Raw genomic sequence first — 25,211 nt, 5'->3', positions numbered from 1 at the left:
GTCCTTTAGTTCACATAACTCATCGCCAATATGGACAAGCACTAAAGTAACATGGCCGGCATACTCCAGAGCATGCGGACATCGTGCCCGAAGGTGATTGAACAGCTTTTTCAACACTCCGTGAAATCCGTGGTGGGTTTTTTGTTGGTTCAACGATGGTATCACCCTGGTATCAAAACCTTGCTTTCCTCAGAAACCGCAGGCAATAATTGTGCTAGACGTGTGTTCAGGGTGAGCCCAATGCGAGCGCCGGATGAGCGCGAGCCGTGGGCGAGGGCGCAGCACCCCGAGCGGAGCCGAGGGGGCTGCGGAGCCCTTAGAACGAAGTTACGCATTCAAGAATGCGGGGCTTTTTGTAGTCCTTTAGCTCTTTGAGAGTTCGAAGCCTTTTGCTTTTCTCTGTGCCCCTGTGTCTCGGTGGTGAAAAACCGGCGGCTGGAACTTGCAATTTGGAACTGTTTCTGGACTAGCAGCAAGTCCCCCACTCCGGACCGATTTTCGCCAGTAATGACGGGGGTGAGACGTGATTTTGGAGCTCAAAAACACCTCCTAGCAAGTGGGGGCCTGACCGCTCCCAGCCCGCTTTCTGAGAACCGAGATTTTAACCCTACCGTTGATATTTGCATTTCAGTCCCCGGGACCGCGACCCCTTTTTGCCACTCTTGTTGTCTAATAGAATGAGTAGTTCGGGTTCTTGAGATGAGATCTTTCTTTCGATTTTTTCCGCTTTGGATTTTGCTCCTGGTTTCTGCCCAGGCCCTGATGGCCGCAGCGGCGACCACGCCGGCGTTGCTTCCGCAAAGCTTTTCCGGATGGCAGAAAACCGAGCATCATAACGGCACTGCTTCCACGCAAGTAGATGCCGTGAATGCTGCTTTGCTCAACGAGTTCGGCTTCACCGACTACGAACTGGCAACCTACGAGCGTGCCGGACGCAAGCTGCATCTCAAAGCGGCGCGCTTCAGCAATGCAACCGGCTCGTTTGGCGCCTTCACTCTCTTTACCAGTCCGGACATGCTGGCCCAGGAGATTGGCAATGGCGGCTTTGTCAGCAATGGTCATGTCCTGTTTTACAAAGCTGACATCCTGGTGGATGCTGTCTTTGAAACACCGACGGTGATGTCGGCCGCAGAGTTGCGGGCGTTGAGTGACAGCTTGCCGGCAATTTCCGGAGGCGCTGCCTCCCTGCCCGAACCGGTGAAGTATCTGCCTGCGCAGTCCTATGTTGCTGGTTCCGATCATTACGCTGTGGGTCCGGCAACCTTCTCCAAACTTGATTCCGTACTTCCAATCAATATCATCGGCTTCGATAAAAGCGCCGAGGTCGCCATCGGGGACTACCGCACCAGCAGCGGCATCGCCCGGCTGACAATCTTGTCGTATCCCACTCCACAAATTGCCATGGAACACTTCCGCGAAGTACTGGATTGGCTCGCGGCAGCGAAAGATCCCGCGGTTGCACAACCCGCTCTCGCCCGCGCCGAGGAAGCGCGCAAGCCTTCTTTCCAGGGGACCCTTACGCTCCCACTCAGCGCCAGCTCTGAAGTCACATTCCGCCGCAGCGGCCCCATGGTCATTCTGGTTTCCGGGTCAATTTCCAGGAGCGAAGCTGTTTCTTTGGTGCAATCGGTCAACTTTGACGCCGATGTTCGTCTGCTGCAGCGCCCACCGGTTACGATGAGCGCCATCACCAACTTGATTGTGGGATGCTTTGTCCTCATTGCCGTCCTCATTGCCGTCTGCCTGGTGTTGGGCTTCCTCATGGGCGGCGTGCCCGTCGTGCTGCGCCGCATCTTTCCCAACCGCGAGTTCAAACACGCACAGGAGGTAGAGATAATCAAGTTAAATTTGAATGATTGACTCAATTTCCCTGCAAACTGTTGAATTTTAGTCCCTTAAGCTATTTACACAGGGCAAATTGACAAAATTTGTCATTTATTTAAAGTTTTTAAATTTTTTGTAAATTATTGAAAATAAAGACATTTATCTCAAAAAAATCCCTTGACACCCCTTCCTGTAGCCTCATAAGATTTTTGCAGAAAAGTTTTGACGGCTTTCGCTTCCGTTGGAACTATTCTCCCTTGAATAAAAGGCCGCCTGTGATCAGGCGGCCTTTACGTTTCTCGCAACCAATCTCGTATTTGGATGCCATTCTCGATGCACTGCAGCGCCGGTAGGGCAAGACACTCATCGGAAAACTTGCTGCAAGAGCTTTAGAACCAAATGCTGCCGAATACTTTGAGGTGGATTGGCTGCTATATTAGAATCACTTTCGAGCAGTTGTTTTTTCTTCTCTCCAAATTGGCCGACGTAGCTCAGTTGGTAGAGCAGTCGATTCGTAATCGACAGGTCATCGGTTCAAGTCCGATCGTCGGCTCCAGCTTCTTATTTGTCAAAAGTCTTGCTGGCCTGTTTCCTGTTTAAGGAGTTGTCTGCGTAGCAAAAGCCGTAGTTTCGGTATTTTTGAAATCGAAGCTCAGGATGAAATCACGCCCAACATCTTGGTTGGATGAAGTGAACTTCCAGCTCTGCGCGGCCTGCGTGGCCAACCGGGCAAAGTAGCTGCTCGGTCCAGCAGACTCCAATTCAGCCCCCGTCACGTCACCCGACGGATCAACATGTACCCTTACGCTGACCCTGATGGTTCCGTGAATTGTGTCTCTGGCCTTTTGGGGAACGTCGGGCAAGACTTGCTGTACGACATCCTTTTCCGCAGAGCCGCGATTGGTTGTGGCCGCTCGGGGTTCAGGTGGTGAGGAAGCGGGCGATGATTTAACGGGCGAAGGTTTCATGTTAGACGCAGATGCCGGATGACGTTCTTCCGATCCTTGATTCTGTTCTGCTCTCACCGAAGAAATCTCTTGCTGGCCTTCCGGCTGATGACGAAACAGTTTTAAGCCTGCAAATATTGCAATCAGAACACAGACCGCAACCACTGTCGGGAGAACAAAACGCCGCTTTGCGGGTCCGGTCTGAGGGCTAACTGTCGCCCGCTTTTGGGACAAAGCTGGCGCCGGCTGGGCTGATGAGGGAAAGAGCCGCGCGGTAATATCAGCAATCTTCCATCGGCTCTGAGGGTCTCGACGCAAGCAGCCACGCACTATGTCAGAGAACGGCGCCGGCAAGTTCTCCGGCAACACTGGGTCCGTCTGTTCCTTCTGGTTCCACGACGGCAGACGCTGCGTTAAGACTTCAGCCAGCGTCATGCCAAGCGACCAGATGTCCGAAGCGGGGGAGAGCACGCCGCTTGCCTTCTCGGGTGGATCGTAGACGCTGCGTTTCTCTGAGTCGAGACTTGATTCACCTGCCCGACTTAGCCCGTCGCTTGAGAGTTTGAGTCGGTCCCCGATCGCCATTATGTTTGGGGGTTTCAAGTGACCGTGTACGAGCCCTTGGCCGTGAAGATAGGCGAGGGCCTCCAGAGTGGGCTTCACCGTGTCGCTGGTTTCTGAGGGTGTGAGCGGCCGCTCGGGAAGGATTTGAGCGAGGTTTTCTTCGGCAGACTCCATCACCACGAATAACAGATCCACGCCCCCCAACTGGCAGCGTCCCATGTGCAAGAGCCGGATCAGGTGAGGATGCGACAATCCCATAGCCAGCCTCCATTGGGAGAGCTGGAGTTCCGCATTCGATGGGTTCGACGTTCCCGCCGGAATCAGTTTGATCGCGGCTGGTTGAGGGTTCTGCCCCGGGAGCTCCGTGAGGAACACAGCGCTTTGCTCCGAACCGCCCAGGTACTTCTGCAGGCGAAACTCACCATTGATAACTTGGCCTTGCCACTGATTCCAGGCCTCGGTCATCTGCACATCTTCCTTCCCCTTACATCAGTCGGCCCTTTGGGGGCCGTCATACCCACGGCAGGATATCACCTCCTGCAAGGGAGCATCACGCCGCTATTCATGATGCCCAGGGTAGGGCTTTCATTCCTCCTATCATCTACACTGAAACCTGCCAAATCAAGGTGGCGATCGTGCGAACAGGCAATCATGGATATTGATCAACTGATTTTCGAAATAGCGGAGCACAAGCGAGACAGCGACTACGAGAGCTTTTTCAAATTGCTCAAGGGACGCCCGTTTTTCTGCCCGGTTGATCCCGCCACGATCGCAGGTATACCAAAAGGAAGCAGCTACCGCGTACAAGCCAACGACGCCATACGAATTCCGTTCGCCAACATAAACGGAGTGAAGTTGGTTCCCTTATTTACGTTTCAAGGCGACAAACGCCTGGCCAAAGGCTACTTCGAGATTGAAGGTCTTGAAGCACTGCGGATGGCGACCAAGGCCCCTGGCATAGACGGAGTGCTTTTTCAGAACAAAGACAACTCCTGGGTTGGTCTTGATCTGAAGAAAATCAAATGGATCCTGGCCACCTACGGCGCATGACCTCGATTGCAGCTGCTCCAGCAATCGAATGTCAGTGCGATTCCGTCTTCGGCCACATACCCACAGCATCGGTAATTGAAACCGGACCGTAGCCATTGATCGTGTCGTTAATCGTGACCGTGATCGGGTGTTCAGGAGGAAGTCTGTAAGTGTGGCTGCCGGTGACAACGTAGCCCCCTGTGATCGTTCCCGCGTTGCTGAAGCCGTCGCCCCAATCAATGTTTGCGGAAAGGCCGCTGGGCGACGGATTGGCCTCGTCCGTGAAATCGGCGACGATCAATAAGTTGAATGGTTTACCCAGGCGCACATGCAGGAATCTCGCCGTGCCGCTCAGATGTGCTACGTTGATGATGGATGTCGAGCCCATGATTGAACCCGTAACCGTATCAGCGGCAGTCACAGTCTGCGCCCCGATCGTATTCAAGGTCACGCCATTCACAAAATAGCGGGCCCCCTGATCGCCGGCAACGAAAGTATAGTCACCCGGTAAGGTATGTGCGGCATCACTTGTAGTGAAGTGAATAGTGCCGCGGTAGCCGGTGGCAACGTTGTTGAACTGGTCTTGCGCAATCACAGAAACGGTGAACGGCTTGGTGCGGGTTACGCTGGCCGGCGCACTCACCATTAGATGATCGGCTGCAGCGGGAGTCACGTTCACACTCATGTTGCCCATAACGCTTCCCGCAGACACTATGATGCTCTGAGATCCTGCCCGTTTCAAAGTTGCACTAAAGGTATGTGTCCCGTTATCCACGCCCGGGTTGAAGGTATAGTTTCCCGGTAGTACCGCTACGGAATCACTGCTGGAAAACTGTACCGTCCCGCTGTAGCTGGTTATGGTGTTCTGGAAAGAGTCCTGCGCCGTGACGGAAAAGCTGAACGGAGTTCCTGCAACCGTCGTGGCAGGGCCGCTTACTGCAAAAGTGCCGAGCGGACCAGGCACAACGGTAAAATTCAATGTAGCTTGAACTGAGTTTGCCACATCGGTAAGTGTGATGCTCTGCGGGCCCGCCTTGAAAAGCGTTACATTGGCGAAGTGATGCGTGCTGTTTTCCGAAGCTGAAAACGTGTAGTCGGGCATCGAGAACAAAGAGTCGCTGCTGGTGAAGTGCACCGTCCCTGTGTAATTCACCACTGGATGACCATGCGCATCAACAACTGTAACTGCCAAGTCCGTCAGCGGCACGCCGGCCGTAAGCGTCGTGTTAGATGGAGTCAGGCTGATCTGAAAAGCCGCGGGCGGCAGCACAACCTGCCCCCACCATGTTCCCCAGGTGCTGCTGGGTGAGGCCGCATACTCCTGGATGGTCCAGAAAGAAGTGTCGTCGGTTGGATCAACCGAAGTATTGCTGTAATCTCCCCAGCGATTGAGGCCGCTGCTGCCTCCCGTTCTCAAGTACGGAGCTTCGCCGGTTTTGAGCGCGGCTTCACCCTGAAGCACGCTGGGAGGATCGGTACCGGCGCGAAACGAATAAAATCCCCCGACATACTCATTCGGCGAGTAACGCGCATATCCAATGACTGCGTCGTTGTACTGGTTGACGGCGATCGAAGGATAAGAGCGGAAGTAGCTGCCGTCAGGATTGTCAATCAGCCCGCGCTGCAATACGTTGCCGCTGGTATCAATTTGCCACCACTGGACCGCGCTTCGATTGGGTGAGGTGCTGGGCAGGAATACTGGGTGCGTCGTCCAAAGGGTCCCGTTGCGATAAATCACGTTGCCGATGCGGGCGTCTCCTGTGTCAACGCCGGTGGCATTGCCTAACTGCGGTCCAAAATTATTTGTCCCATTCTCAGCCCAGGTAAGCGTCGTGGCCGGAAACGCGATCGATGGAGACAGCGTAGGCGATCCTGCCGAGCCGTTGATGCCCCATAGCCGCAGTAACCCCATTCCGCTTTGATTTCCGTTGTATTCTTCGACCAGATATTCGGTCGCAACACTGTTGTCATAGGTGATAGCTGGGGTTACGTTGCTGTCGCCACCGGTATCAAATACCGTGTGCGCGCCCGTCCCATGGTTGTAAAGGTCGAACTTGTCAAAGACATAAATACTTCCCGCAAAAGAGTTCGAGTTCGAGGCGTTGGCAAAGACATTGCACATCACCACAACCCACGTCTTGTTGAAACCCAGAGTGGGAAAATCGCAGAAATGCAAGCCGGTGCTGTCCACCGCAACTTTGTATAAATTCCAGTTGCCGGTAGGGTCACCGGTCTGCGAAACGCCTACCAGCACACCGGAGGTAGATAGCAGATAATCCCCCGAGGTGGAGATGATCCAGCGATCGTTAAAGGGATCGTAAACAACCCTGGGGTCGGTGGTGCGTGAGTTGTTGGTTGGTGCCCAAAAGTTGTCCAAAGACACGGTTTTGAGATTGTTGCCGGAGCGGTCCTGGACCACAATGTTGCTGTTCAGTGTTACCACCAGATGGTTCGGGCCGGCCGTACCTTGCGTATCGGGTGGAATTACCGTGCCATTATCAGCCTCAGCTAGAAAGCTGTTTGCCAGCTCGGCCGTGAGTTGACGGGGAGGCCCGACAGCTCCCGTCGCATTTGGCTTGGATATATTCGTCTCAAGTTTAATGACTGCGTCTGCGGGCAGCACCTTCGGAGGGGCATCGCGCTCAGGCGCCTCCACTTTTTGCACCGGAAGTTTATTTGGATGCAACGCCTCGCGCCGGGCCAGGTCAGAAAAATTCACCACACCTTGCGATGCAACCACGCCGGGCCTGCCGGAAATAGGCTTGGGTGCCGGTGTCTGCCAGGCAGACGCGCAGATGCTGGAACATACCAACACCCAAAGGGCGACCCGCCTGCCTGCCGCTTGCTGAACTTTCATAAAAAGCGTAATGAACAATTTGACGAAAATACTAAGCCAAGAGATTACATTACCATTGGGCGGGGGAGTCCGGCTTGAAATCACGCGATTACCCGTTATTCTTGGCCTATGGTGAGGTCCTATTCCATCGATTCGTCGGATTCGCCGTACCGGATCTATCCCATCCGTGGGCTTCTCGGCTATTTTCATCTTTTGTTGGATGCCTCGCGCCGCGAAGCGATAATTATTGACACCGGGCTCATCGGGGAAATGTCGCAACTGGCTCAAGCTCTTAAGGATAGCCGCCTCGACTGGCACGATATAAAAGCCATTCTTCTCACCCACGGACACCTCGATCACACCGGCCACCTCTTCCAAATCAAGCAACTCACCGGCGCTCCGGTGCTTGCCCATCCTTTGGAGCAGGCGCATATCAATGGAACGTTCCCCTACCGTGGTATCAGCCGCGTCTGCGGGGCGCTCGAAGCCTTCGGACGCTGGGTGCTCCGCTATCGGTCCGTTGCTATTGATGAACCACTACAGGCGGAAATGGAATTGCCGTACTGGGGCGGCCTTCGCGTCATTCATCTGCCGGGACACACGCTCGGTCACTGCGGATTTTACAGTCAGCGCTTTGATCTGCTTTTTAGTGGAGACCTGTTCGCCAGCTACAATTTCATCACCCATCTGCCGCCCGGATTTCTTAACAGTTGTCCTGAATATTTCGATGCCAGCCTTGACCGGGTGAAGCAGCTCTCACCCAAGCTGATGGTTCCCAATCACTACTTTAAGTTCGATGCAGCGATGCACCGCAGAAAGTTTGACGCTCTCGTTGCGCGGCGGAAACATGCTTAGCGTTGCGCTCTTTTCTTACACCTTTACTTGCACCTTTTAAGTCTTGCTGCATCTCGTTTCTGTCCATGCTCCGAGCGCTGGAAGCGCGACCAGAGGTTAGCCCACCGCGAAGCGGTGGGCTAAGCTGGAAGAGAGAACGCCAGCCCCAGCGGGGCGACACCAACTACGAGATACAGCCGTCCTTAAAATCGTCTAGCCCCTGCGGTCCTTGCCCTGTCAAAACCCTGGCCCCTTACTGTTTCCTCAAACGATAAATATGCGCAATGAACAGAGCAGCAACGGCCAGCGAAAGAACCGCCGGCATCACTACGTGTGAAGCTCCGAACTTTGAAATCGAGAGGGCTTTAACGACCACTGTCATGACGCCCGCCAACGTCACCAGCGTCAGCAGCGGAGCGTAATGACAAAAGATGGCGAGATCGCGGCCAAGGTACAGGCCGGCAAGGATCCAAACCACCAGCAAGGGCCGCAGCATGGGATGAGGCCAGCAAAGCATGAAGCCAATGAAAATGCTGGCGGCAAGCAGCGGAATGTGCACCACCACGCCGGGCATGCGATACGCAGAGAAGCCCTTGGCCGACGGAAAGGGTGCCCGGAAATATGAGAATACAGACAATGATTGATCTCAGGTCCACTTCATTCCGAATCACCAGTTCGGATACTTAGCGCGAATCTGTTCGTAGAGCGGCGAAGTGGTCTTGTGTTTCCTGTGATAGCCCAGCACCTGCCACTCGCGCGGGCTGGGTCCGGAGGATACAGGCTCAGCCAGTCGCGGCACGGCTTGCTCTACCTCGCGCAAATTCTGGATGCGGTCGCGGGAGAGCGAGATTCTCAATCCGGTAGGAGCTACGCACGCGCTAATGTGATTTTTCCGGCGTCGAAGAGACCCGGCGTCGACGGTAAAAATCTTTTGCTGGCCTTGAAAATTGTTGTAGTGAATCGCAAGCGGCTTCGCTGGCGAATAATCAAAGGACCTGCGGAAGCTGGTGGCCCAACTCCCTCCCAGGGTTGCGTCGTAGTATTGGCATGAGGGATTGGGGCAACGGATCGGAACCTCCGATGTCCGCGCGCCTTTGGTCCCACACGCGGGGCATAACGCTTTGCTCTTGCCGAAGAGAAAATCCAGGAATCCCATGTTCAACCTCCTTATGATGCGATCCAGAGCACTCAGGGGGACGGTTGATGAAAACGACCACTGCGCTTCAGCGTCAGTGATATTCCATAACCCCCATCTACAGGCAGCCACCCTCTCTCACGGGCGTTTGCCGGCTGCTGCTTCTGGGAACGAAGAGAAAGCTGCTTCGCTTTTTGGGCGGTGCAGCCTGGCAACCGTCCCCCTGAATGCTCTGATGGTCTTTTCTTTCTGCCAAATAAAAAACGGCGACTCAATGCACCCCCGGCAAATCAAGCGGCGCCGGTGCACGAGTGAAGGCAGCCCCATGCCCCGAAGCTGCTCAAAGCTGATCCGACGAAAATGGCCTTTCTTATGTCCACCGAAAACCAGGCTCAGTATCTCTTCCGCCAGCCACCGGTCCAGGATGCGCAGTTGTTCTTCATCATCCACATGCTTGAGGTAGTAGTCGAGAATGGCGACATTACGAACGCCCTTTTCGATCGTTTCTGCAGCCACAGTTACTAGGGCCTGTGCCTTTGCCTTTGGATCAGAGATTTTCTTCCAACGGCGCCGGCCTCGGCGAAAAGCAAAGCTGAACAAATTTTGGATTTTGTGCAATTTGTCACGCGAAAGCGCAACCCCGCCCCCGGCGCGGAACAACAGACCTAGGTGCCGGAAATCACGCACCGCGGTAAAGTGCGCATCGGGTATAGGTGTGCTGGTTAATAACAGGTCGGCACTATGGCTGGCCTTCATTTTTAATTTCAGTTCAGCCAGCGTCAGCTCCAGATGTTGCTCTGCTCGCATTGCCGTCTCGCGAGAAGGCGAAAGCAGCAGGATGTCATCGGCATAACGAAAATAATCAACCTGCGCAATGCTTTCGATGTGGCGATCTAAATCCGTAAGGTAGACGTTCGCCAGCAGGCAGGCAATCGCTGTGCCGAAGGGAATGCCAACCGTCGCCTTTTGCGTGCACCCGTCCTCTTGATAAAGAAAGTGAACACGCTGAGTCAAAAGCTGGAAAAGATAATCAGCAGGATCTACGAGTAAAGCCAATTTTGCCAGCAACCGTTCATGATTGACCGTGGCAAAGTAGTCGGCAATATCGCGTTTGATGGCGTAAAGCGGACTCGTTGCCGAGCTGATTCGTGCTGCGATCCGCGTTTGACAGGAATCCAACCCGTAGCTGCGGTCGCGATAGGCATAAGAATTTACTGAGAACCAGGCATGAAGCTTGCGGTTCAGAACACGGTAGAGCAGCAGATCAACCATGCGCTCTTCCCAGGGCGGAATATAAAGAGTGCGATGTTTTCCGTTGAAGTTATAGCGCAGCGCCACCGCCGGACGAAACTCGAATTCTTCCCGCCGCAGTGAACGATGGATATCATCCAAACGGCGCAGCCCATGCGCCGCGAAGTCGTAGAGCGTCTTTCCATCCGTGGAAGCGCACAGCGCCTTGCGCCACTGGAACACCGGCTTGGTATAGACACGAACCGCCGCCTTGTAGAGTTCGGCTTCGCTGTAGATGTCTCTCCAGCGCAAAAGGCGTGTTGCTTGAGCGATGAGCATTTTCGGCAAAAACCTGCGCGGCCATTATAATCAACGAACTTGCATGAGCTGCCACAGAGTTCTGCCGCCATCCCTTGAGACCTATTGTGAGCCCTAACGCCTACATCATTGCGGGACCTAACGGCGTCGGCAAGACCACCTTCGCAAGGAAATTTCTGCCCAATTACGCTGACTGCAAAAACTTCGTTAATGCGGATTTGATTGCCCAGGGCATGTCGCCATTTTCACCGGAAACTGCAGCCTTTCGTGCCGGCAGGGTCATGCTCAGCGAGATCAATTTACTGGCGCAGCACCGCGCCGATTTTGGCTTCGAGACAACGCTCGCTGGCCGGAGCTACCTGAACTTGATCCGCAACCTGAAAGGTCAGGGGTATGCGGTGCATTTTTTCTTTCTTTGGGTGCCGGGTGTTGACCTTGCCCTATCAAGAATTAAAGACCGGGTTTCAGAAGGTGGCCATGACGTGCCTGAAGCTGACGTCCGCCGCCGGTTTGACCGGTCAATTAGAAACTTCTTCGTCCACTATCGCCCTCTGGCAGATTCGTGGATTTTATTTAATAGCTCGGACAAACCGCCTTCTATTACTGCCTTTGAGAGGCAAGGAAAGCTTCGTATAATTGAACCTGGAGCATACGACAGGTTGGTTACACAATATGGGAAACATGACTAAACCATCCGCAGACATCCTCAATTTGCCGTTGGAAGTTCGGGCCGAGATGGCCATGAAGGCAGCCTTCGAGAAAGTCGTAGAGGAACACATCCGCGACGGGCGGCCGCTCTACATCTGGCGCGATGGCAAGGTGGTTGCGCTATCGCCACAGGAACTGCGGGAATCCTCTCCTAAGCCGCACTAATCCTTCAGTTCGTCATATTGGGCTTTGGCCCAAGGTACCATTCTGGTATCAAATTCTTAACTTCTAAGAAAATGTGGATTATCATTTTGCTGGAAGCGTATCCGCATCCCAGGATGCAGGGCTTCGGCCCCAAAAGATCTTTGAAAAATTCTAGAAAAGCAGTTTTGCGTTTGCTCGAAACTGGAAACTCGAAACTTCTTTTACCAAAGAGTAAATAGCAAGCCATTTTGGCGCCCATTGAAAAATAAAGGGTTGTCGTTCACGCCCCCAAGCGCGCAAGGGGGAGGGGGCCACATTGCAAAGGTCGAAATACAAGTGCCGGAATTTACTACAAGGTAAACGGGAATGCGGCGCTGGGGACCGGAACTCTCGGGTTAAGCCTCTGCGTAACTCAGCGGCCTCTGCTGTGAGGCTTTTGTTTTCGCTTGCAGCTTGGAGCTGTTTTAAAAGACCTAAGCGAGCAGGGGGAGGGGTGCCTTCACTGAGTTCTCATGAATTCACGGGCTTGGTGGTGCAATCAGATATTCATCCCCGGTCCGCGCCAGCAGCAGTTCCCGGCGATGTTTCAGCAGCTCAAGCTGGCTGGAGATCTGCATCAGCTCTTTCTTTTGCTCTGCCGAGAGCTGGTCGCCCAGACGAGTCAGCTCGTCTACCCTGGCTTGCAGGCGCGGGATCTCCCGGTCCATCAACACCGGACGAATGCACGCAATCTTGGTTGCGCCGCTTTGCACTTGCAGGTGATTGTTCTCTCCCCACGCCGGTAAAATCCCCATTTGACCTAACTCAACCTGGACTCCTGCCGGACCATAATCTTTTTTGACCACGGCAAATTTCACCATCAGGGAATCGCGCGGGTCACCGGTCTTGTCGGGCATCAGGCCCTCCACATAGTTGCGCGACTGGTTGGAGAGAAAGTTCCCCAGCGAATAAATGATGACCGTGTTGCGCTGGTCCTGGGTGCGGTAGGTTTCAATGGGCTGCAGCACATGCGGATGGTGCCCAATCACAGCGCCGGCGCCGGCCTCAAGCATGTTATGCGCCAGCTCGACATCCTGCGGCAGCGGCGCGGTGGCATACTCGACCCCCCAATGAATCGAGACCAGAAGCAAATCGCATTGCGCGCGCGCCGCTTTGATGGCCTCCAGCACTCCGGCTTCATCCCGTGCCGGGGCCCCTTTCGATTCGCCCGTATCGCCCGGATAGGGATAAAAAGCCACGTGGGGCTCCTCGTTTTTATCCGGATTGCGACGTCCGTTCAAGTGGCGGGTCATGCCCAGCCAGCCGACTTTGATTCCATTCTTTTCCAGGATAAGCGGCTTCCAGGCGTCTTCCTCGGTCGCGCCCGATCCGACGAAGAGAATGCCTTCCTCGCGCAAGTGATCGAGGCTCTCCGCAAACCCAGCCTGCCCCTGGTCGAGGACGTGATTGTTGGCAAACGAAACCACTTTGACGCCGCTGAATTTCAGCGCCTGCAACAGGGCAATAGGAGCGTCAAACTGAAAGGCCTTGGTTCCTTGCGAATGTTTCGGGGCTACCGGGGTCTCTAAATTCACAAAACCGAAATCGGCTTGGCGGAAAATGTCGGCAACACTCGAAAACAGAAGGTCCCACCCGCCATGATCGTCCGCAGAAGCGGTTTGCGCAGAGGCTGTCTGAGACGCCGCGGCATCTTTTGCTTCTAGAGGAGCTGGCTCGGCAGGTGGGCTAGCTTGAACCACTTTTGGCGTCTGAGCTTTTTCTTGCGCGGCGGCTGCTTCCACCACCGATTGATGAGGAATCACATCGCCGGCCACCACAAAAGTAATTTTGCTGATCTCTTGCGGATAAGAAACCGCAGCCTTGGCTTTGCTTTTCGTCGTATCCTGCGCCCGAAGAATGCAAAGAAGCAACAGAACGAGCGCACACCCCGCAAGTACCCGCTTTCGTGGGGCAATATGATCCAGAATTATTTTTTTCATTCCCAACGGTCCTAAAGTGTTTCTCCGATGTTAATCCCGAAGTGCTGCCGTGGCAAAATTACGGTCTTGCATGTGGGTGGTAGAGGCGTTGTTTTAACTATTTCGCCCGAGTTTTCCACATTTGACACACTGATTTCACTTGCTATTTACCGTCAGGATTCCCCATAATAAGTTGAGAGGATTAGACATACACAGCACCGTGAACCGATATCACCGTTCAGATGTACTGCGTATTCTTCGCATCTCAGGACGCCAACTGGCAGAATGGCAACGCGCCGGGCTGGTTACTGAATCCGCTGACTATTCTTTTGTCGATCTCCTGCAACTGAAAAAAGTACGCGACCTGCGCGCCAAACGCGTGCGCTCGGCGGTGATCCGCCAGTCGCTCGAAGCCATGCAGAAGCAGGTGGCGGGCATGGAAAACCCGCTGCTCGAAGCCGGCGTCTACTCCAGCGGCTCGCGCGTGGTCTTCCGCCATCAAGGCAGGTCAGTCGAGCCGATTGCCGGCCAGTTTGTCATGGATTTCGCCCCGCGCCAGTTGGTCCAGCCGGTGAAGGTGCGCGCTATCCGGCCTGAGGAAACTGCGGCAGATCTGTTCGCCAAAGGCATTGGCCTCGAGGAAGATCCTGCAACCCAGGAAAATGCCATTGCAGCGTACAAGAAGACACTGGAGCTTGACCCCGAGCACGCCGCCGCCCATATCAATCTGGGCACGCTATACTATAATCGCCGCGATTACGCCGGCGCGGAACGCCACTATCGTCAGGCCATCGAAGTTGACTCGCGCTACGCCTTGGCTTATTTCGATCTGGGCAACGTCCTCGATGAAACCGGACGCCTTCCCGAGGCAATCAAATCCTACTGTTCGGCAATCATGCTGGCACCCACGTATGCCGATGCGCATTACAATCTCGCCCTGGCCTATGAAAAGCTCAAGCAGCCCCGCCGCGCGCTGCGCCATTGGCGGGCCTATGTAAAGCTCGACAGCATCGGTCCCTGGGCCATCCATGCCCGCACCCAAATCCAGAAAATTCTGGATGGTGACAAGCTGCGCATGGTCTTTCAGAAAAACCAGAGCACCCAGGAATAAAAGTTTTAAGCCTGCGACGTCTAACCTCTTCAGTTGTAAAGTTTTGTACAAACTGCCGCAGGATCTTCCCGCCTGAATCTTTACCCCAAAATCTATCGTCTAATGCAGTATGGGCAATACATTAAAAACCGCGTTTCTGCTTACCTTCATGACTTTGTTTCTCATGTTTGTGGGCCAGGTGCTCGGCGGTCAAAATGGCTTGATATGGGCGCTGATCATTGCCAGCGTCATGAACTTTGTCGCTTATTTCTTTTCCGACAAGATTGCCCTGGCCATGTATCGTGCCCAGCCAATTACGCGCGAGCAGTTTCCGCGGGTTTACAACGTGGTGGAGCGTCTGACCCAGCGCATCGGCCTGCCCATGCCAAAGATTTACCTGATCCCAACACCCTCTCCCAATGCATTTGCCACAGGCCGCAACCCCAAGCACGCGTCAGTGGCGGTGACGCAGGGCATCCTGGAACTGTTGGACGATGAAGAACTGGAAGGCGTACTGGCGCACGAGCTTGGACACGTGCGCAACCGTGACATCCTGACCTCAAGCATCGCTGCCACTCTGGCGGGAGCTGTCACGTTGCTGGCGCGCTCTGCGTACTGGGCGTCTCTGTTTGGCGGATACGGCGGGAGCCGTGACGATCGCAATCGCGGCAGCAACCCGATTGTCATGCTGCTGATGCTGATCTTCGCGCCGCTTGCGGCCATGCTGATCCAATTGTGGGTTTCACGCACTCGTGAGTATGCCGCCGACGAAACCGGCGCACACTTTACCGGCAATCCTGAGGCACTGGCGCGGGCGCTGCAGAAGCTGGACGCCTATTCCAAGCGCATGCCCCTGGTTGCTTCGCCCTCCACGGCGCATCTTTTCATCGTAAAACCCTACGTTAGCGACCTGTTCTCCAGCCTATTCTCCACTCACCCGCCAATTCCCAAGCGGATTGAGCGGCTTACCGGGAGATTGACGATTTGAGACTTGCGTAAGATTTACGATTTGAGATTTACGATTGACGATTGAAGTGGCTTAATTGAGGTCACTAACGCATCGTCAGGGACCTTCGAAGTTCTTCTTAAATCGTAAATCGAAAATTGCGAACCTTCTTTAGTTCCCAAATTGTCGTTCTTGGAATCTAAACTGCTATATTATTTTTAGGCTACAATCCATATTTCATGGCCCTGGAAACGACAACGGCTGCCGCAACCCTCTCCCAACGGGCAGCTCAACTGGAATCGGCGCTGCACAATGTAATCCGCGGCAATAATGAAGTGGTGCGCATGGCGCTGGTCGCAGTCTTTGCGCGCGGACACCTGTTGATTGAAGGCGTCCCGGGCGTAGGCAAAACTACGCTGGCACACGGCCTGGCGCGCAGCCTCGATTGCGGCTTTCAGCGCATCCAGTTCACCAGCGATATGCTGCCCAGCGACGTGCTGGGAATTTCCATCTACTCCGCCATTGAGCAGAAGTTCGAGTTCAAGCCCGGCCCGGTTTTTACCAACGTGCTGCTGGCCGACGAGATCAACCGCACCACGCCCAAAACGCAGTCGGCGTTACTCGAAGCTATGAACGAGCATCAGGTCACAGTGGATCGCGCCTCGTATCCGCTCCCCGAACCATTTCTGGTGATCGCTACCCAGAACCCGGTGGAACACCACGGGACGTATCCTCTGCCCGAGTCGCAGATGGACCGCTTCCTGCTGCGGGTTGCCATGGGATACCCCGAAGCCGGCAGTGAGCGCGCAATTATCCGCTCTGAAGTTGGCTTTGCTCGACTGGATGAGGTCCGCCCAGTGCTCAACGCCGCCGACGTAGTGGCCATGCAAAACGAGGTCATGCGCGTCCGCGTGGATGACGCCCTCGCTGAGTATGCGCTGGCCATGGTCCGCAAGACGCGCAACTCCGAACATTTGGCACTTGGCGTCTCACCGCGCGGCTCGCAAATGCTCTACCGCGCCTCCCAGGCCATGGCCTTCCTCGAGGGCCGCACCTTCACCACCCCGGAAGACTTCAAACGCCTGGCCGTACTCTGTTTCTCGCACCGCGTAGTCGTTAACGCGCGCTATGCCTCGACCTCGAAAAAATCACAGCAGGCGGAAGAAATATTGCGCGAGATCGTGGAAAAAGTGCCGGTGCCGGTGTAGAGAAACAGTTCTCAGTTGTCAGCTCTCTGCTTCTCAGGCAGCGGCCAGAATCCTAATGATAGAAATTCTGTTTGAACTTCGCACCCCGATGGAAAGGTGACGAAGTTTTAACGTGTCCCGCCGAAGAGAGGATCCTTTGTCGGCTCAGCGTAATCGTGCCGGTGGAAGGCGATGCTTCCGGTTGAGATTCAACACAGGGAAAGAAACGTCGCGGCTGAAGAAGATGTTCCACACGGGCGGGTTTTGGTGTGGGGAATCGTCTCGCCAAACGAAATACGCGTCAGCGAGAGAATCCACGGCCATGACTGGGGTCACGGAGTTACCCTGATCGTGGGAAATGTTTTGGGGAGACGAGAAGGTAGAACCGCCATCGCTGGAACGACTGAACAGGATGTCAAAAAACTGGCCGGTGTTTTGATCCCAGACGACGTTGATGTTGCCGCCGGGGTCCGCGATGATTTGCGGGTTTTCTATGTAGCCGAAACTGTCGTTCGAGACGTTCACAGGGTCAGAGAACGTAGCGCCCCCATCGGTTGAGCGCCGGTAGAAAATTTGCAATTGCGTAGGCTCCACCCAGACAACATTGACATTTCCAGCGGAGTCCAGCGCGATCTGTCCCTGAGTTGGACCGTTGGAGCCTGGGTTGTTGGAAATATTGGTCATCGAAAAGGTCGTGCCGCCATCGCTGGAATAGGCGAGCCAGACGTCACGGTCCACACCATTCTGAGTTGGGTCGAGGTTCTCGACAACATAAATATTGCCCTGTGAATCTACCGTCATCTGTTGCTCCGGTGGGAAAAACGTGTCCCCGGAGACGGTGATCGGCGTGGAGAAAGTAGCGCCTCGGTCGCTGGATTGGCTGAAGAAAACCGGATCGTGACCTCCACCGCCGTTCACTGACTCATACCAGACAACGTCAATGTTGCCGCTGGCATCGACTGCCACCTGCGCGCGTTGCGTCTGGTCGTTTGAAACCTGGACCGGGGGAGAGAAAGTTGCGCCACCATCGCTGGACAGGCTGAAGAAGACCGGACCATAGGTCAGACTGTTATTATCAAAAGAACCTGACCACACAAGGTACACGTTGCCGCCCGAATCCAGGATCATAGACTGACCAGATGCTCCTACTGCGGGCTGAGGGCCGGAGACATTCACAGGCGTTGAGAAGGTGCTGCCTCCGTCCGTCGAGCGGGTGAAAAAAATCGCCGTGGCCCCGTTAGCGAAGTTGGCAACTCCTGACCATGCCACGTAGATGTTGCCGCTTGCATCCAGCGCCAGGGAGGGCCCAATCGCGCCGCTTGGGTTGTTGGAGAGATTGATGGGCGTCGAGAAGGTCAGGCCACCGTCGATAGAACGGCTGAACATGACATTGGCGCTATTCGTTGATTCCAACCACACGATGTTGATGTTGCCCAGTGCATCGACGGCGATCAACTGCTCCCCGGCAAAGTGCGAACTGGCTGAATTGCTCGAGAGTTTCTGTGGCGGAGTGAAAAGCAATTGCGCCTGGACAACCGGCGCGATCATGACCATGGCCACAATCACGCCCAGGAATACCGCACGTTTCCTGGCTTGGTCAACAAGGGTGTTGAACTGAATCACGATCACCTCCCGCTCAATGGCCTTCGCGTCCACGGGGTTTACGATTTAGACTCGAACTTGTTTGCCTGCCTCATTACCACGGGTATGTTTATCGGTCTCTGCGTCACTCTTTGCAATCCGGTGAATTCTGGAAATGACCTGGGCAATAACATTGGGATTGGGCAGGGGTTGAATACTGATTGCGCCGGGAACAAAGCGCTACACTAGCAATGGCGTTGATAAGATTCTTGTTTTGCGGAATAAGCTGCAAAGAAAATGCGCTTCCTAAGATTCCTAATGTTGCTCGCTCTCTCCCTCTGGCTGGGCGGAATCATCTTCTTTACCGCCGTCGAAGCTCCAGTCATTTTGAATCATGTCCATGACAAGACCTTGGGCGGAGAGATCATCAACCAGTCGCTCGCGAAGCTGCACTGGCTAGGAATTGTCTGTGGGCTGGTATTTCTGTTGGCATCGTTGTTGCGTGGCTTCTTCTCCTCAGAGAACAGAAAACTGCTCACACTTCCCCACCTTCTTGTCGTTCTGATGCTCGCTGCTACAGCCGTCTCGCAGCATTTCATCTTGCCTGCCATCGCCCAACTCCGTGAAGCGCAAGCCAACTCCGCCGCTGAGATGCAGTTTCAGCATTTGCACAATTGGTCGGTAGGATTGGAAGGTGCCGTCCTGCTGCTGGGGCTCGTACTTTTGTATTCCCAGGCCGGTGAGTCACACTGAGCATCAAGAGTTGGGAACAGCAGCTCTCGTCGTTTGCTCATTACATCAATGCTCTTTATTATCTGTAAGGGCACGAACCCGATCACGAAATTACCCGATTACCCAATTACACAATGAAAACTGGCATTATCGGCCTGCCACAGGTAGGCAAAACGTCGCTGTTCAAAATTCTGACCAAGTCCAAGCTGGAAGCCGGGGGCTACTCCAACCCGCGCGAGGCCCATATCGGTGTGGCCAAGGTACCCGATGAGCGCCTGGACAAGCTGGCTGCTCTCTACAACCCCAAGAAGCTGGTGCATGCATCCGTCGAGTACGTGGACGTGGCCGCCATCGGCGCCGAGGCGCTGAAGGAAACCGCCTTCACCGCCAGCCTGCGCGAAGTGGACGCGCTGGCGCATGTCATCCGCGCCTTCGACGATCCTGCCATTGCGCACGTTGGCCCCATTGACCCGCTGCGTGACATCCGAAACGTTGATTTCGATCTCATGGTCAGCGACCTCGGCCAGGTGGAAAAGCGCCTGGAACGTCTGGAAAAAGACCTGAAGAAGCAGAAGACTGCCGAGATTGAGAAGGAATTTGATTTGATCAAACGCGCGAAAGCACACCTGGAGACGGAAAAACCATTGCGCGAGATGGAAATGTCTGCGGAAGACAAGAAGCGTGTGCGCGGCTTTATGTTCCTGAGCGAAAAACCCATTCTCTATGTGCTCAACGTAAACGAGAGCAGTGAACTGGGGCGCGACCTGGAGAACGCCGTGCAGAAGTTCGGTTTGAGTGAGATTGCATCCCGCCCGAATGCCGGGGCAACCGCCATCTGTGGCAAAGTGGAGGCCGAACTCGCTGAGATGAGCGACGCTGAAGCCGCCGAATTTCTCTCCAGTTATGGATTGCAGGAGAGCGGCCTGGCGCGTCTGATCCGCAAGACTTATGAGTTGCTGGGAATGATCTCTTTCTTCACCGTTGGCGAAGACGAATGCCGCGCCTGGACGGTGGAGCGCAACTCACGCGCACAGACCGCGGCTGGTGCAATTCACTCTGACCTGGAAAAACATTTCATCCGCGCCGAGACCATTCACTGGGATACCCTGCTCGAGGCCGGCTCCGAGGCCAACGCCAAGGCCCACGGCACATTGCGGCTCGAGGGCAAGGATTACATCGTGAAGGACGGGGACGTGATGCATATCCGTCACTCTGGATGACAAGGTACTCAGCACTGAGGACGTGAATTGAGAACCGAGAGCTTCGAATGAACATTCTTACCATCACGCTCCTTCTCGGCCTCACCGCCGCCGCGGCCAACGCGTTTGGCGGCGCGATTATTGTTCACCGGGATTGGGAGCGCCGCTATCTGCGCTACTTCGTGGCCCTGGGTGCGGGCTTCATGCTGGCGGTTGCGCTGGTGGAGATGGCGCCCGAGAGCTGGCGGCGCAATCCACCATTGGCGCCGGTATTTATTTTGGCCGGATATCTCCTCGTGCATTTCTTTGAGCACACGCTGGCCCCTCATTTCCACTTTGGGGAAGAAACCCATACCCACGAGTTTGCCCATTCTCATCGCACCTACTCGGTGCTGCTCGGTCTGATGATTCATACCTTCTTCGATGGAATTGCCATCGCATCCGGATTCATCGTCTCCTCGCGGCTGGGCTGGCTGATTTTCTTTGCCGTTATCCTGCACAAAATTCCTGAGGGATTCACGGTAGCTTCCGTGATGCTGGCCGCAGGACGCAGCAAGGCGGCCGCCTGGGGAGCTTCTGGCCTGCTGGGTGCAGCAACCTTCGCTGGGGTTGTCACCATGGTCTTTCTGAAAGGTTCCGTCAACGTAGGACTCCCGCTGGCCGCAGGAGTAACGGTTTACGTAGCTGCCTCTGATTTGATTCCCGAGGTCAACCGCGAGCCCGGCATGAAGATGGCACTGCTGGTGTTTGTGGGGGTTGCGGTGTTTTTACTGCTGGATCACTTTTTTCAAGTTTAGTACTCGGTACTCAGTACTCAGAAAAACTATCACTTTACGCTATGGCCTGTATATCAGCGGTCTGTACTTTCTTCTGAGAAGATCTTCATCCCAGAATGCTATGTGTGATGGCGACAGGCGAGTCAGCGCAAGCGCCAAGGATTCGTACCTCTGTCCTTTTTTTGTTTCTTCTCTGTTTCTCGCCCACGCCAACATATCAGCAACCTGGATTCCTATAGTCGAGCGCATTTGCGCTGTGCCAATATGCTTGATGTGATGCCATTTATTGTAAGCACCGGGTACTTCGCAGCCTTCAAGCTCTCTCTCCCATCTCGCTTTGATGATCGGCTCGAAAGGTTCATCCATATCGAAATAATAGTGCGCCTCTAAATCCATGCCCTTATATTCAAGAAAGTACCAAGACATGATGCGGTCAGTACAGCTTGTGACCAAAATGTCAGCGGGGGAATCCATCTGATAACTTTCTGCTTGCAATTTCCTATAGGCATTCATGTCAATCATGCAGACAAACTGACAGTATTTATCTTTTGGGGTCTGGGTTATATCGCTCAACAAAGCATTAATTAGGCCGTAAACCTTATCGTCAGTCCAGCCCTTGTCTGGGCTGAATTCACGATTCAGGTGGACAGCTTCAACCATGTGCATATATGAAGCTTTGGGGGTTCCAGTTTGAAGGCGACAGTTCCAATTTGCCTCTATCTCTCCCCAGATGACATCGTTCGTCGCAATCCCAGAAAGAGTTATGAACGGCGCATCATCTTTACCGCTACAGTCAAAATAAGATTTCAGCACAGTGAGAAATGTTCCTCGGTGTACAGATGCTCTGAGTACTGAGTACCGAGTACTTGTTTTATTCCACTTCATGCTTCGCGACGTAACCCTCGCGCGCAATGATGTTGTATTTAGCTGGTTTGCCGTTCACGTGCAGGTCAATCGGTCCGCCCGCAGGGTCTATCAGTTCAACTTTGATCTTGCGGTAGCTTCCATCTTCTCTGGGATTGGTGGAGTGATACGAGAGCAGATACTCATTGCGAATGGAGTAGCTGATATCGCTCATCACCTCGGGGAACTGCCCTTCAAAACGTGGAAAATAAGCTTTGCCGCCTGTGATCTGAGCGTAGGTCTTCATTTCATTATCGGCCTGCAGGTAGTCCATCAGGTCCTGGGTTCCCGGCATGGTGTTGCCGGGGGTGATTGCTCCATGGCTTTCAAGGTATTCGCGCAGCAGCCATCCGGTGCTGACCGTGTAGATGGTGGTGTTACGCGTGGCTTTGACCTTCTTCAGGATCTTGTCATAGTTCAGCTTGCTGAAAGTATCCACGCCGCTGGAGATCAGGATGACATACTTGTGGCCCTCAATACGCTCCAGCCGGTCGAGCGTGTCGTAGAGCGCGTCAAACAAGTTGGTCTCACGGAAACCGGGGATACGCATGTGGTTGAGTGCCCCCATGACCTTCATCTTGTCTTGTGTGAAGTCCTGCTGGATTTCGGGCCGCATGTCGTAGGAAATCACCGCCACCCAATCGTCACGCTTTAGAGTGCTGGCAAAGGTGTAGGCATTGGTCAGCATGTCATTGATGAAGGCGTAGTGATTGGCGGCAAACTCCAGCAACATCACGACCGTGACCGGCTTCTCCGCCTGCGAGAACTTGACGACCTGCTGAGGAACGCCATCTTCCAGAACCTTGAAGTTCTCTTTCTTGAGCCCAGGAATAAACTCTCCATTTTTGGTGGTAACAATCACATCAACGTCCACCTCTGGAACGTTCACATGCAGGGTGTAGTCCGGCATTCCTTCGGGGTTCTTGACCGTGCGCTTGGGTGGTTCAGGAGGGGCTTCTGTTTTCTTGGGCACCGCCACCGGGCTCACTTCGCCTTGTGGACCGCCGGCTTCCGGCGGGGCCTCTTGTGAGGGCGGCTTTTGTTGAGAACCGGTCTGTGTGTTATTGGAGGAAGAAGAGCTCGTCTGTCCGAGAAGCAGAGAATTAACCGGCAGGAATAAAACTGCCATCAGCAGAAAAAGGACGCTCCTGGCCGCCAGCTCCTTCACCGAAAAACACCTTACAAACCTGGAAAAACTTTCTGAATATGCCGAAATTCTATACACAGACATGCTTACTCCTCCGCCTATTGGGCCCAAAATCGAGTGGCTTGATGCTAATATAGATGCACCAAAGCCCTTCTTTGGATAGTTCTTTGCGAGGTCGGTTTGCACCTGCGCAAGGAAAAAGTGTGGTTTGCATGAAATATTCCGTCGTTGCGCTTCGTTTTATTTTACTCTTCCTGCTCTCAGTCTGTTGTTTCGCCCAAACACCGGTTTCTCAGCCCGGACCAAAGTCCGGACAGCATACACCTATTATGCCTCTCTCCGAGGTCCGTGCGGGCATGCATGGCACTGCCTACACGGTTTTCGAAGGGGTCAAGCCGGAGCCTATGGATTTAGAGATTCTCGGGGTCCTGAAAAATGTCAACGGCCCCAGGACTGATCTCATTCTGGTGCGCTTGCTGGGTTCAAAGCCCGAGTACACCGGTGTGGTGGCAGGCATGAGCGGCAGCCCGGTCTATGTGGATGGCAAACTCGTAGGCGCGCTCTCTTACCGCATCGGAGCTTTTTCCAAGGAACCTATCGGCGGAGTCACTCCCATCGAGCAGATGCTTGAAATTAACGAGTTTGATCGCAGCCAGCCGGCAAGAGGTGTGGCGCCAGCAACTTCTGCGCAACCTGCAGCCAGCACCACGTCAGCTCCCGGCCAAGCAGATTCCAGTCTGGGCAGCAACGACATTACCAGAATCCTCAAGCCCATTGAGGCGCCCCTGGTTTTCAGCGGATTCTCAGAAGAAGCGGTCCGCCAGTTTAGCCCGCAGTTCGCAGCTTTGGGGTTGACTCCCGTTATGGGCGCCGGTTCTGTAACCGATGAAAAACAGCCTGAGCCCATCGAACCCGGATCAGCCGTGAGCATGGTGCTTGTCCGCGGAGATTTGGATATCGCCGCCACCTGCACGGTGACCTACACAGATGACGATCGCCTCCTGGCCTGTGGACATCCGGTGCTGCAATTCGGCGCAGTGGATATCCCCATGAACAAGGCGCGGGTGATTGCAACCCTGGCCTCGCCTCTGAACTCTTTCAAAATCATTAATACCACCGAGCCGGTGGGATCATTCGTGCAGGACCGCCATACTGGAATCCTGGGACGCTTCGGCCAGAACCCGGAGATGATTCCGGTCACGCTTTCCGTTCACGGCACTCCACAACCTCGCGAGTATCACTATGAAGTCCTGAATAATCCCCAGCTCACGCCGCTGGCCATGATGGCTACGCTCTTCAGCGCGCTGCAGAACGCTAATGACTACGGCTCAGAGGTGACCTACCACATCAACGGCAAAATCCATGTGGATGGGTACCCCGACATTTCCCTGCAAAACATGTTTGCTCCCGCCGACGGTGGTTCGCCGGCTGCTTTGGGCGCGGCGCTGCTGCTGGGTGATCGCTTTAACCGCATTTTCGATAATCCTTTCTCGCGCCCCAAGGTCGAGGGCGTGAATCTGGAATTTGACGTCGTTCCCGACCGTCGTACCGCACACCTGGAGACCGCCCGCACAGATGTGACCGAGGCGCGGCCGGGCGATGAGATTGTCGTAGAAGCCGTGTTGCGTCCTTATCGTGGCGAGCGCATCGTACGGCGTATCCCGATTAAAGTCCCGACCTCGGCCCCGCAGGGCACGTTGCGGATTCTGGTCAGCGACAGCGAAGCGCTGGACCGCATGCGTCGCATCTATTCCAGTTTTTCGCAGCGACTCGATCTGGGCTCGACCATTGCGTTGTTGAACAAAGAACACGCCAATAACCATCTGTACGTTTCCATTTTGGAACCCAATCCGCAGGCCATGATTGACGATAAAGTCATGCCCAGCCTGCCGCTCTCGGTGATGAACGTCATGGAAGGCCTGCGCGGTACGCAGGACATGTTGGTGGTGGGAGAATCGGCGGTCAGCGAAGCCTCCACGCCACTCGATTACGTGGTTTCAGGCTCGCAGGTTATCAGCGTGACGATTAAGTAAGATTACCTTCCGCACGAATAGTTTTCCGCTGGCGGGAATCAATTCGTTAATTGGCGTACACTAATTGATTATTGTTCCAGTCCTCTTATA

General features: G+C 54.5%; 21 protein-coding genes and 1 tRNA gene. 13 read left to right on the top strand and 9 right to left on the bottom strand.

The features are described 5' to 3' along the window. The first annotated feature begins 699 nt into the window (after positions 1–699). Together VK738_18845 and VK738_18840 are read left to right on the top strand one after the other, a co-directional pair. Positions 700–1,860, top strand: coding sequence for a DUF6599 family protein (locus VK738_18845; GenBank protein ID HTD24721.1), 1,161 nt, complete (start codon positions 700–702; stop codon positions 1,858–1,860). Between the two features lie 444 nt (positions 1,861–2,304). Continuing rightward, positions 2,305–2,380, top strand: a tRNA-Thr gene (locus VK738_18840). 40 nt (positions 2,381–2,420) lie between these two features. Here the strand turns inward: VK738_18840 and VK738_18835 are convergent. Further along, entirely contained in the window at positions 2,421–3,800 is a 1,380-nt protein-coding gene (locus VK738_18835) for a TonB family protein (GenBank protein HTD24720.1), read from the bottom strand. A 186-nt stretch (positions 3,801–3,986) separates the two neighbouring features. Between VK738_18835 and VK738_18830 the strand changes: the two genes are divergently transcribed. Then, positions 3,987–4,385: a hypothetical protein gene (locus VK738_18830; GenBank protein HTD24719.1), complete on the top strand. Its 399-nt coding sequence runs from the start codon at positions 3,987–3,989 to the stop codon at positions 4,383–4,385. A 31-nt stretch (positions 4,386–4,416) separates the two neighbouring features. Here VK738_18830 and VK738_18825 read toward each other — a convergent pair whose 3' ends face one another. Beyond that, on the bottom strand, positions 4,417–7,221 hold the full coding sequence (locus tag VK738_18825; protein ID HTD24718.1) for a hypothetical protein: 2,805 nt from the start codon (positions 7,219–7,221) through the stop codon (positions 4,417–4,419). 108 nt (positions 7,222–7,329) lie between these two features. Between VK738_18825 and VK738_18820 the strand changes: the two genes are divergently transcribed. Beyond that, positions 7,330–8,055 carry an MBL fold metallo-hydrolase gene (locus tag VK738_18820; protein ID HTD24717.1) on the top strand — a complete coding sequence of 242 codons (726 nt, stop codon included), beginning with the start codon at positions 7,330–7,332 and terminating at the stop codon, positions 8,053–8,055. Between the two features lie 232 nt (positions 8,056–8,287). Here VK738_18820 and VK738_18815 read toward each other — a convergent pair whose 3' ends face one another. The 3 genes from VK738_18815 to VK738_18805 all read right to left on the bottom strand — a co-directional run bounded on the left by VK738_18815 (position 8,288) and on the right by VK738_18805 (position 10,738). Further along, positions 8,288–8,671, bottom strand: a complete 384-nt coding sequence (locus VK738_18815) for a hypothetical protein (GenBank protein HTD24716.1) — start codon at positions 8,669–8,671, stop codon at positions 8,288–8,290. A 30-nt stretch (positions 8,672–8,701) separates the two neighbouring features. Beyond that, positions 8,702–9,190: a hypothetical protein gene (locus VK738_18810; protein ID HTD24715.1), complete on the bottom strand. Its 489-nt coding sequence runs from the start codon at positions 9,188–9,190 to the stop codon at positions 8,702–8,704. 117 nt (positions 9,191–9,307) lie between these two features. Beyond that, positions 9,308–10,738 (bottom strand): reverse transcriptase domain-containing protein, encoded by a 1,431-nt coding sequence (locus VK738_18805; protein HTD24714.1) that lies wholly within the window; start codon positions 10,736–10,738, stop codon positions 9,308–9,310. Between the two features lie 86 nt (positions 10,739–10,824). On the opposite strand from VK738_18805, the gene VK738_18800 reads away from it, so the two are divergent. Both VK738_18800 and VK738_18795 read left to right on the top strand, forming a co-directional pair. Beyond that, a complete protein-coding gene (locus VK738_18800; protein HTD24713.1) occupies positions 10,825–11,406 on the top strand; it encodes a zeta toxin family protein in 582 nt (193 codons plus the stop codon). Further along, on the top strand, positions 11,399–11,590 hold the full coding sequence (locus tag VK738_18795) for a hypothetical protein (protein ID HTD24712.1): 192 nt from the start codon (positions 11,399–11,401) through the stop codon (positions 11,588–11,590). Before VK738_18800 ends, VK738_18795 begins: the two co-directional genes overlap by 8 nt. A gap of 497 nt (positions 11,591–12,087) precedes the next feature. On the opposite strand, the gene VK738_18790 is transcribed toward VK738_18795, so the two are convergent. Next, a complete protein-coding gene (locus tag VK738_18790) occupies positions 12,088–13,548 on the bottom strand; it encodes a CapA family protein (GenBank protein ID HTD24711.1) in 1,461 nt (486 codons plus the stop codon). Between the two features lie 199 nt (positions 13,549–13,747). Here VK738_18790 and VK738_18785 point away from each other — a divergent pair, with 199 nt between their 5' ends. From VK738_18785 to VK738_18775, 3 genes are all read left to right on the top strand, one after another. After that, positions 13,748–14,638 (top strand): tetratricopeptide repeat protein, encoded by an 891-nt coding sequence (locus tag VK738_18785; GenBank protein ID HTD24710.1) that lies wholly within the window; start codon positions 13,748–13,750, stop codon positions 14,636–14,638. Positions 14,639–14,747: 109 nt separating this feature from the next. Next, positions 14,748–15,605, top strand: coding sequence for a zinc metalloprotease HtpX (locus VK738_18780; GenBank protein ID HTD24709.1), 858 nt, complete (start codon positions 14,748–14,750; stop codon positions 15,603–15,605). A 197-nt stretch (positions 15,606–15,802) separates the two neighbouring features. Then, a complete protein-coding gene (locus tag VK738_18775; GenBank protein ID HTD24708.1) occupies positions 15,803–16,771 on the top strand; it encodes a MoxR family ATPase in 969 nt (322 codons plus the stop codon). Positions 16,772–16,915: 144 nt separating this feature from the next. Here the strand turns inward: VK738_18775 and VK738_18770 are convergent, their stop codons facing one another. After that, the gene (locus VK738_18770; protein HTD24707.1) at positions 16,916–18,406 is read right to left on the bottom strand and encodes a sialidase family protein; all 1,491 of its coding nucleotides are present in this window, start codon (positions 18,404–18,406) and stop codon (positions 16,916–16,918) included. Between the two features lie 243 nt (positions 18,407–18,649). Between VK738_18770 and VK738_18765 the strand changes: the two genes are divergently transcribed. The 3 genes from VK738_18765 to VK738_18755 all read left to right on the top strand — a co-directional run bounded on the left by VK738_18765 (position 18,650) and on the right by VK738_18755 (position 21,059). Further along, positions 18,650–19,084, top strand: coding sequence for a DUF4149 domain-containing protein (locus VK738_18765; protein HTD24706.1), 435 nt, complete (start codon positions 18,650–18,652; stop codon positions 19,082–19,084). A gap of 113 nt (positions 19,085–19,197) precedes the next feature. Continuing rightward, the gene (gene ychF / locus VK738_18760) at positions 19,198–20,283 is read left to right on the top strand and encodes a redox-regulated ATPase YchF (GenBank protein ID HTD24705.1); all 1,086 of its coding nucleotides are present in this window, start codon (positions 19,198–19,200) and stop codon (positions 20,281–20,283) included. A 47-nt stretch (positions 20,284–20,330) separates the two neighbouring features. Further along, positions 20,331–21,059, top strand: a complete 729-nt coding sequence (locus tag VK738_18755; protein HTD24704.1) for a ZIP family metal transporter — start codon at positions 20,331–20,333, stop codon at positions 21,057–21,059. A 39-nt stretch (positions 21,060–21,098) separates the two neighbouring features. On the opposite strand, the gene VK738_18750 is transcribed toward VK738_18755, so the two are convergent. Both VK738_18750 and VK738_18745 read right to left on the bottom strand, forming a co-directional pair. Next, entirely contained in the window at positions 21,099–21,851 is a 753-nt protein-coding gene (locus VK738_18750; GenBank protein HTD24703.1) for a DUF3800 domain-containing protein, read from the bottom strand. 58 nt (positions 21,852–21,909) lie between these two features. Continuing rightward, positions 21,910–23,109, bottom strand: a complete 1,200-nt coding sequence (locus tag VK738_18745; protein ID HTD24702.1) for a VWA domain-containing protein — start codon at positions 23,107–23,109, stop codon at positions 21,910–21,912. A 191-nt stretch (positions 23,110–23,300) separates the two neighbouring features. On the opposite strand from VK738_18745, the gene VK738_18740 reads away from it, so the two are divergent. Further along, complete coding sequence (locus tag VK738_18740) at positions 23,301–25,121, top strand: SpoIVB peptidase S55 domain-containing protein (GenBank protein ID HTD24701.1); 1,821 nt, start codon at positions 23,301–23,303, stop codon at positions 25,119–25,121. Positions 25,122–25,211: the final 90 nt, after the last annotated feature.

The organism is Terriglobales bacterium (genome assembly GCA_035487355.1).
GTDB lineage: Bacteria > Acidobacteriota > Terriglobia > Terriglobales > Acidobacteriaceae > QIAW01.
The sequence above is the reverse complement of the archived record's forward strand: the minus strand, read 5'-3'. Positions and strand labels throughout refer to the sequence as shown.